This window comes from Micromonospora sp. BL1 (genome assembly GCF_003667485.1).
Lineage (GTDB): Bacteria > Actinomycetota > Actinomycetes > Mycobacteriales > Micromonosporaceae > Micromonospora > Micromonospora tulbaghiae.
The window spans coordinates 1-7,986 of record NZ_RCVK01000119.1 but is presented as its reverse complement, the minus strand read 5'-3'; the positions used below and the strand labels follow the sequence as shown (position 1 = coordinate 7,986).

The following is a 7,986-nucleotide window of genomic DNA, read 5'->3' as shown; positions in this document are numbered from 1 at the left end:
GTGATCGGTCATCGGACTTCCCGGGCAGACGGGTCGGGGGCGCACGATCTTGACACCCCGCCGAAGCTGGGCGGTATCCCCCGCAGGGCCGATCAGCGCCGTCTGGCAGGCTTGGCGGTCGTGAGCACAGACGGTCTGATCGTGGTCGACAAGCCCGGCGGCATGACGTCGCACGACGTCGTGGCCCGCATCCGGCGGCTGGCGCGTACCCGGCGCGTCGGCCACGGCGGCACGCTCGACCCGATGGCCACCGGCGTCCTGGTGATCGGCGTGGGCCGGGCGACCCGGCTGCTCACGTACGTGATCGGCGCCGGCAAGAGCTACGCCGCGACGATCCGGCTGGGACAGTCCACGGTCACCGACGACGCCGAGGGCGAGGTGGTCGCGACCACCCCGGCCGGCGCGGTCACCGACGACGGGGTACGCGCCGCGCTGGCCGCCCTCACCGGCGAGATCGACCAGGTGCCGAGCGCGGTCAGCGCCATCAAGATCGACGGACAGCGGGCGTACAAGCGGGTCCGCGACGGCGAGGCGGTCGAACTGCCCGCCCGGCGGGTCACCGTGTCACGGCTGGAGGTGCTGGCGATCCGCCGGGACGTCCCGGACGTGGTGGACGTGGACGTGGACGTGACCTGCTCGTCCGGGACGTACATCCGGGCCCTGGCCCGCGACGCGGGTGCCGCCCTGGGCGTCGGCGGTCACCTCACCGCGCTGCGCCGGACCGCTGTGGGCGGGTTCACGCTGGCCGAGGCGGCCACGCTCGACCAGCTCGAGGAGCGCGCGCCGGACGTGGTGAACCTGCCGCTGGACGCCGCCGCCGCGCGGTTCTTCCCGCGCCGGGACGCCACCGCCGACGAGACCCGGGTGCTGTCCCACGGCGGGCCGCTGGCGCCGGCCGGCATCACCGGGCCGTACGCGGTCTTCGACCCGGCGGGCGGACTGATCGCTATCGTCAGCGAGCGGGACGGTCGGGCCCGCGCGGAGATCGTGCTCGCCCCGGCCTGAACGGCGCGGGCGGACAGGGGAGGAACGGCATGCAGCGGTGGCGGGGGTACGAGGCGGCGCCCGGCGGCTGGGGACGCTCGGTGGTAACCATCGGCGTCTTCGACGGCGTGCACCGGGGGCACCAGGCCACCATCGGCCACGCCGTGGCGCGCGCCCGGGAGCTGGGCGTCAAGTCGGTGGTGGTGACGTTCGACCCGCACCCGGCCGAGGTGGTGCGCCCCGGCTCGCACCCGGCGGTGCTCACCGAGCCGGCGCGCAAGGCCGAGCTGATCGAGGCGCTCGGCGTGGACGTGCTCTGTGTGGTGCCGTTCACCGTCGAGTTCTCCCGGCTGCCACCCGAGGCGTTCGTGCACGACGTGCTGGTCGCGCACCTGCACGCCGCGCTGGTGGTGGTCGGCGACAACTTCCGCTTCGGGCACCGGGCCGCGGGTGACGTGCCGCTGCTGGAGCGGCTGGGCCGTACCTTCGGGTTCGCCGTCGAGGGCGCGCCGCTGGTCGCCGAGGCGGGGACCGTCTTCTCCTCCACGTACATCCGGTCCTGCGTCGACGCGGGCGACGTGGGCGCGGCGGCCGCGGCGCTGGGCCGCCCGCACCGCGTCGAGGGCGTGGTGGTCCGCGGGGACCAGCGCGGACGTGAGCTGGGTTACCCCACCGCGAACCTGCTGACCCACAGGTACGCGGCGGTGCCGGCCGACGGCGTCTACGCGGCCCGCCTGGTGCGCCGAGACGGCGAACCGCTGGCGGCGGCGGTGTCGATCGGCACCAACCCGACGTTCTCCGGCCGGGAGCGGCGGGTGGAGGCGTACGCGCTGGACTTCACCGGCGACCTGTACGGCGAGCGGCTGGCCCTGGACTTCGTGGCGCACCTGCGTGAGCAGCGGACATACGACGCGATCGAACCGCTGGTGGCCCAGATCGCCGAGGACGTGGAGCGCACCCGCCGGGCGGTGCTCTGACCCGCGCGGGGCGACCTTGACCGGCCGTCCGGCCCGGGTGCTGGTAGGCTGACGTAGACGTCGGCTGACCGACGGGGGCCTCGCGTGCCTGCACGACGCCGCGGGTGCGAGGAACCGGTCCGTTGCACCGGTCACCACGACCGCTCCGGACCTCATCGAATGACCCACGAAACAGGGAGAACATGGCGCTCGACCAGGAAGCCAAGGCCAAGATCCGCCAGGAGTACGCGACCGCCGAGGGCGACACCGGCTCGCCCGAGGTGCAGGTCGCGGTCCTGACCAAGCGGATCGCTGAGCTCACCGAGCACCTGAAGGTGCACAAGCACGACCACCACAGCCGCCGTGGGCTGCTGCTGCTGGTCGGCCGGCGCCGCCGGCTGCTCAACTACGTCCAGAAGAAGGACATCAACCGCTACCGGTCGCTCATCGAGCGGCTCGGCCTGCGCCGATGACCTGACGGGGGAGTGGCCGCCTGGCCGCTCCCCCGTTGCAGTACCACCGAAGAACCCGGCCGCGCGACACCCGAGAGGGAGCCGGTCAGCACCGGTCTCCGGTAGTGGCCCCCGGGAATCCCGGCACGATGCCGGCCACCCCGGGCGCTTCGATCGAAGACCGGCCGCCTGAGCAGTTCCCGTGTCGTCGGCCGACGACGCGAAGGAGCACCACAGCACATGACCGAGACCAACCTCGGCACCGAATCCCGTACCGCGGTGATCGACAACGGGGCCTTCGGCACCCGCGAGATCACCTTCTCCACCGGCCGCCTGGCCCGCCAGGCCGCCGGCTCCGTCGTCGCCCAGCTCGGCGAGACGGTCGTCCTCTCCGCCACCACCGCCGGCAAGCAGCCGCGCGAGTCGTTCGACTTCTTCCCGCTGACGGTGGACGTCGAGGAGCGGATGTACGCCGCGGGCCGGATCCCCGGCTCGTTCTTCCGCCGCGAGGGCCGGCCCAGCGAGGACGCGATCCTCACCTGCCGGCTGATCGACCGGCCGCTGCGCCCGTCGTTCGTCAAGGGCCTGCGCAACGAGGTCCAGGTCGTCGAGACCGTCCTGGCGCTCGACCCGCAGCACCCGTACGACGTGGTGGCGATCAACGCCGCGTCGATGTCGACCAAGCTCTCCGGCCTGCCGTTCTCCGGCCCGATCGGCGCGACCCGGGTCGCGAACGTCGACGGCCAGTGGGTCGCCTTCCCGACCCTGGAGGAGCTGGAGCGGGCCACCTTCGACATGGTCGTGGCCGGCCGCACCCTGGCGGACGGCGAGGTCGCGATCATGATGGTCGAGGCCGAGGCCACCCCGAACGCGGTGGCCCTGATCTCGGGCGGCGCCACCGCGCCGACCGAGGAGATCGTGGCCAGCGGCCTGGAGGCCGCCAAGCCGGCCATCCGCGAGCTGTGCCGGGCGCAGAGCGAGCTGGCCGAGGTGGCCGCCAAGCCGGTCGCCGAGTTCCCGATCTTCCTGGACTACCAGGACGACGTGTACGACGCGGTGGCCGACGTGGCCCGCGCCGACGTCGCCGAGGCGCTGAAGATCGCCGGCAAGGCCGACCGCGAGGAGGCCCTGGACCGGATCAAGGCCAAGGTCGCCGAGGAGCTGACCGGCCGCTTCGAGGGCCGCGAGAAGGAGCTCTCCGCCGCGTTCCGTTCGCTGACCAAGTCCGAGGTCCGCAACCGGGTGCTGCGCGAGCAGGTCCGCATCGACGGCCGCGGCCCGCGTGACATCCGTCCGCTGACCGCCGAGGTCGGCGTGCTGCCGCGGGTGCACGGCTCGGCGCTGTTCGAGCGCGGCGAGACCCAGATCCTGGGCGTCACCACGCTGAACATGCTGCGCATGGAGCAGATGGTGGACACTCTGTCCCCGGAGAACCGCAAGCGCTACATGCACAACTACAACTTCCCGCCGTACTCGACCGGTGAGACCGGCCGGGTGGGCTCGCCGAAGCGGCGCGAGATCGGCCACGGCGCGCTCGCCGAGCGGGCGCTGATCCCGGTGCTGCCCTCGCGCGAGGAGTTCCCGTACGCCATCCGGCAGGTCTCCGAGGCGCTCGGCTCCAACGGCTCCACCTCGATGGGTTCGGTCTGCGCCTCGACGCTGGGCCTGCTCTCGGCCGGTGTGCCGCTGAAGGCGCCGGTCGCCGGCATCGCCATGGGCCTCATCTCCGACGAGGTCGACGGCAAGACCCAGTACGTGACGCTGACCGACATCCTCGGCGCCGAGGACGCGTTCGGCGACATGGACTTCAAGGTCGCCGGCACCCGTGACTTCGTCACCGCGCTCCAGCTCGACACCAAGCTGGACGGCATCCCGTCGGACGTGCTGGCGGCCGCGCTCCAGCAGGCGCACGAGGCCCGGCAGACCATCCTCGACGTGATGCAGCGGGCCATCGAGGCGCCGGCCGAGATGTCGGACTACGCGCCGCGGGTCACCACCGTCAAGATCCCGGTCGACAAGATCGGCATGGTGATCGGCCCGAAGGGCCAGACCATCAACGCGATCCAGGACGAGACCGGCGCCGAGATCTCCATCGAGGACGACGGCACGATCTACGTCGGCGCGACCAACGGGCCGGCGGCCCAGGCCGCTGTGGACCGGATCAACGGGATCGCCAACCCGACGCTGCCCAAGGTCGGGGAGCGGTTCCTCGGCACCGTGGTGAAGACCGCCGCGTTCGGCGCCTTCATCTCGCTGCTGCCGGGCCGCGACGGCCTGCTGCACATCTCCAAGGTGGGCGACGGCAAGCGGGTCGAGAAGGTCGAGGACTTCCTCAACGTCGGCGACAAGGTCGAGGTGGAGATCGCGGACATCGACGCCCGCGGCAAGATCTACCTGGACAAGATCCGTCCGGAGGGCGCCGAGGCGCCGGCCGCCGGTGAGGCCGCCGGTGGCGAGCGTCCGTCGGGCGGCCGGGACCGCGGCGGCGACCGCGGCCCGCGTGACCGGGGCGACCGTGAGCGCCGCTCCGAGGGTGGCGAGCGCCGCTCCGAGGGTGGCGAGGGCGGCGGCGAGTCCCGTCCGCGCCGCCGGACCCGGCACAGCTGATCCACCGACCGGCCCGGGTGACGTCCGCGTCACCCGGGCCGGCCCACGGCTCCAGGTCGCCTGCGCGAACTGGAGCCGTCGTACGTCCCGCCGTTCCTCGTCATCCGGAGAGCAGGTTCTCGTGAGTTCGTCAGTCGCCTCGACGGGACGGGGGGTGGCGTCGACCGGTTCGGCGGCCCGCGCGGTCACCCGGACGCTCAGCGACGACCCGCTCGGCGGCACCGTCCGCCGTACCGTGCTGCCCAGCGGGCTGCGGGTGCTCACCGAGGCGATCCCGGCGATGCGCAGCGTGTCGTTCGGCATCTGGGTGGCGGTCGGCTCGCGCGACGAGACCGGCTCGCAGGCCGGCGCCGCGCACTTCCTGGAGCACCTGCTGTTCAAGGGCACCAACAAGCGCAGCGCGCTGGAGATCTCGGCCCAGATCGAGGCCGTGGGCGGCGAGACCAACGCCTTCACCACGAAGGAATACACCTGCTACTACGCGCGGGTGCTGGACGAGGACCTGCCGCTCGCCATCGACGTCATGTGCGACCTGGTCGCCGACTCGGTGCTGGCCGCCGCCGACGTGGAGACCGAACGCGGCGTCATCCTCGAAGAGATCGCCATGCACGACGACGAGCCCGGCGACGAGGTGCACGACCTGTTCGCCCGCGCCGTCTACGGCGACCACCCGCTGGGCCGGCTCATCTCCGGCACGGAGGAGACGGTCACGCCGATGACCCGGCGGCAGATCCAGGGCTTCTACCGCCGCCGCTACACGGCCCCGCAGATCGTGATCGCCGCCGCCGGCAACCTCGATCACGCCGCCGTGGTCAAGCTGGTCCGGCAGGCGCTGCGCGGCACCCCGCTGGACACCGACCCGGCGTCGCCTGCGCCGCACCGCCGGGCCACCCCGACGGTACGCACCAAGCCGGCCACCACGCTGGTCGAGCCGAAGGAGACCGAGCAGGCGCACGTCATCCTCGGCTGCCCGGGGATCGACCGCACCGACGACCGGCGGTTCGCCCTCGGCGTGCTGAACAACGTGCTCGGCGGCGGCATGTCCAGCCGGCTGTTCCAGGAGATCCGGGAGCAGCGCGGCCTGGCGTACTCGGTCTACTCCTACGCCAGCCAGTACGCCGACAGCGGCGTCTTCGCCGTCTACGCCGGCTGCGCGCCGGGCAAGGTGGACGAGGTTCTGGACCTGACCCGCGCGGAGCTGGCGCGGGTCGCCACCGAGGGGATCACCGAGGCGGAGCTGGCCCGGGGCAAGGGGATGAGCAAGGGCTCGTTCGTGCTGGGGCTGGAGGACACCGGCTCGCGGATGAGCCGCCTCGCCAAGGGCGAGCTGCTCTACGGCAACCTGATGCCGGTGGACGACCTGCTGGCCCGGGTGGACGCGGTGACGCTCGCGGACGTGAACGCGCTCGCCGCCGAGCTGCTCGGCCGGCCGATGTCGCTGGCCGTGGTCGGCCCGTTCGACGAGGGCAGTTTCACCGTCGGCCGCTGAGCGGCGCCCCGGTCCGCCGGATGCTGGGCGGCGGTGCGGTCCGCCGGACCGCGCCGCGCGGGCTGGGATAGGTTGTGGCCCGTGACTGAGCAGCAGAACGCGGCGGCCCGGGTCGGTGTGCTGGGCGCCCGGGGCCGGATGGGCATGGAGGTCTGCAAGGCGGTCGACTCCGCCGCCGACCTGGAGCTGGTCGCGGCCGTCGACCAGGGCGACGACCTGGACGCGGTGGCGCAGGCGGGCGCCGGGGTGGTCGTCGACTTCACCACCCCCGACGCGGTCATGGACAACCTGCGCTGGTGCGTCGAGCACGGCGTGCACGCGGTGGTCGGCACCACCGGCTTCACCGAGCAGCGGCTCGCCGAGGTGCGGGGCTGGCTCGCCGACCGGCCCGGCGTGGGCGTGGTGATCGCCCCCAACTTCGGCATCGGCGCGGTGCTGATGATGCAGTTCGCGGCGCGCGCCGCCCGCTACTTCGAGTCGGTCGAGATCGTCGAGCAGCACCACCCGCGCAAGCTGGACGCGCCGAGCGGCACCGCCACCCACACCGCCCGGCTGATCGCCGCCGCCCGCGCCGACGCCGGCCTGGGGCCCGCGCCGGACGCCACCCGCGACGAGGTGCCCGGCGCCCGCGGCGCCGACATCGACGGGGTACGCGTGCACGCGATACGCGCCACCGGCCTGGTCGCCCACCAGGAGGTGCTGTTCGGCACCACCGGTGAGACGCTCACCATCCGGCACGACTCGTACGACCGGGTGTCGTTCATGCCCGGCGTGCTGCTCGCGGTCCGGGAGGTGGGTCGCCGGCCCGGTCTCACCGTCGGCCTGGACGCCCTGCTCGACTGACCCGTGCTCCGGCCTGCTGCCGGAAACCGTTTTGCCTGGTCGGCGGTGCAGTCCTAGGCTTCTTTCATGATCGATTCCGGACATTCCGACCGCGCCGGCCGCCGGGTGACGCTGCGCCCGGTGGACGACGACAACTGGCGGGCGGTGGCGGACGTCGCCCCGCACGACGACCAGCGTGCCTTCGTGGCCGCGCTGGCCGCCCGCTACCTGCTTCTCACCGAACGCTCGGACGTCTGGAACTCGCTGGCGGTCTACGCCGACGAGACGGTCGTCGGGCACGTGATGTGGGGCGTGGACGACGACGGGTCGCGCTGGATCGGCGGCATGGTGATCGACGCTGCCGAGCAGGGCCGGGGCCTGGGCCGCGCGACGGTGCGGACGCTCGCGGACTGGCTGGTCGAGGCGGGCGAGCCGATCCGCCTGAGCTACCACCCGGACAACAAGCCCGCCGCCGCCCTCTACACGTCCCTGGGTTTCCACCCCACAGGCGCCCTTGAGGACGACGAACTGGTAGCCGAACTCCACCCCCCAGCCTGACCGCTCTCTCTCCCCCGGCTAACCGCGAAGCCCGCGAACTGAGCCCGGCGATCATGAAGTTGGCGGCAGTTAAGGAGATCGAAAAGGCCGTCAACTTCATGATCGACGGGGTGAAGGG

Annotated in this window: 7 protein-coding genes; all 7 read left to right on the top strand. The window is 72.8% G+C overall.

Annotation, left to right across the window (positions count from 1 at the left end; genetic code table 11):
* Positions 1 to 120: 120 nt before the first annotated feature.
* The 7 genes from truB (at position 121) to EAD96_RS01530 (ending at position 7,868) form a co-directional block, all read left to right on the top strand.
* Positions 121 to 1,005, top strand: coding sequence for a tRNA pseudouridine(55) synthase TruB (gene truB, locus EAD96_RS01560; protein ID WP_121683007.1), 885 nt, complete (start codon positions 121 to 123; stop codon positions 1,003 to 1,005).
* A 29-nt stretch (positions 1,006 to 1,034) separates the two neighbouring features.
* Positions 1,035 to 1,961, top strand: a complete 927-nt coding sequence (locus tag EAD96_RS01555; protein ID WP_018785906.1) for a bifunctional riboflavin kinase/FAD synthetase — start codon at positions 1,035 to 1,037, stop codon at positions 1,959 to 1,961.
* 182 nt (positions 1,962 to 2,143) lie between these two features.
* Positions 2,144 to 2,413, top strand: coding sequence for a 30S ribosomal protein S15 (gene rpsO / locus EAD96_RS01550; protein ID WP_013284678.1), 270 nt, complete (start codon positions 2,144 to 2,146; stop codon positions 2,411 to 2,413).
* Positions 2,414 to 2,632: 219 nt separating this feature from the next.
* Positions 2,633 to 4,999 (top strand): polyribonucleotide nucleotidyltransferase, encoded by a 2,367-nt coding sequence (locus EAD96_RS01545; protein WP_121683006.1) that lies wholly within the window; start codon positions 2,633 to 2,635, stop codon positions 4,997 to 4,999.
* Positions 5,000 to 5,120: 121 nt separating this feature from the next.
* Complete coding sequence (locus EAD96_RS01540) at positions 5,121 to 6,488, top strand: pitrilysin family protein (RefSeq protein ID WP_121683005.1); 1,368 nt, start codon at positions 5,121 to 5,123, stop codon at positions 6,486 to 6,488.
* Positions 6,489 to 6,569: 81 nt separating this feature from the next.
* The gene (gene dapB, locus EAD96_RS01535) at positions 6,570 to 7,331 is read left to right on the top strand and encodes a 4-hydroxy-tetrahydrodipicolinate reductase (protein ID WP_121683004.1); all 762 of its coding nucleotides are present in this window, start codon (positions 6,570 to 6,572) and stop codon (positions 7,329 to 7,331) included.
* 66 nt (positions 7,332 to 7,397) lie between these two features.
* The gene (locus EAD96_RS01530) at positions 7,398 to 7,868 is read left to right on the top strand and encodes a GNAT family N-acetyltransferase (RefSeq protein ID WP_121683003.1); all 471 of its coding nucleotides are present in this window, start codon (positions 7,398 to 7,400) and stop codon (positions 7,866 to 7,868) included.
* Positions 7,869 to 7,986: the final 118 nt, after the last annotated feature.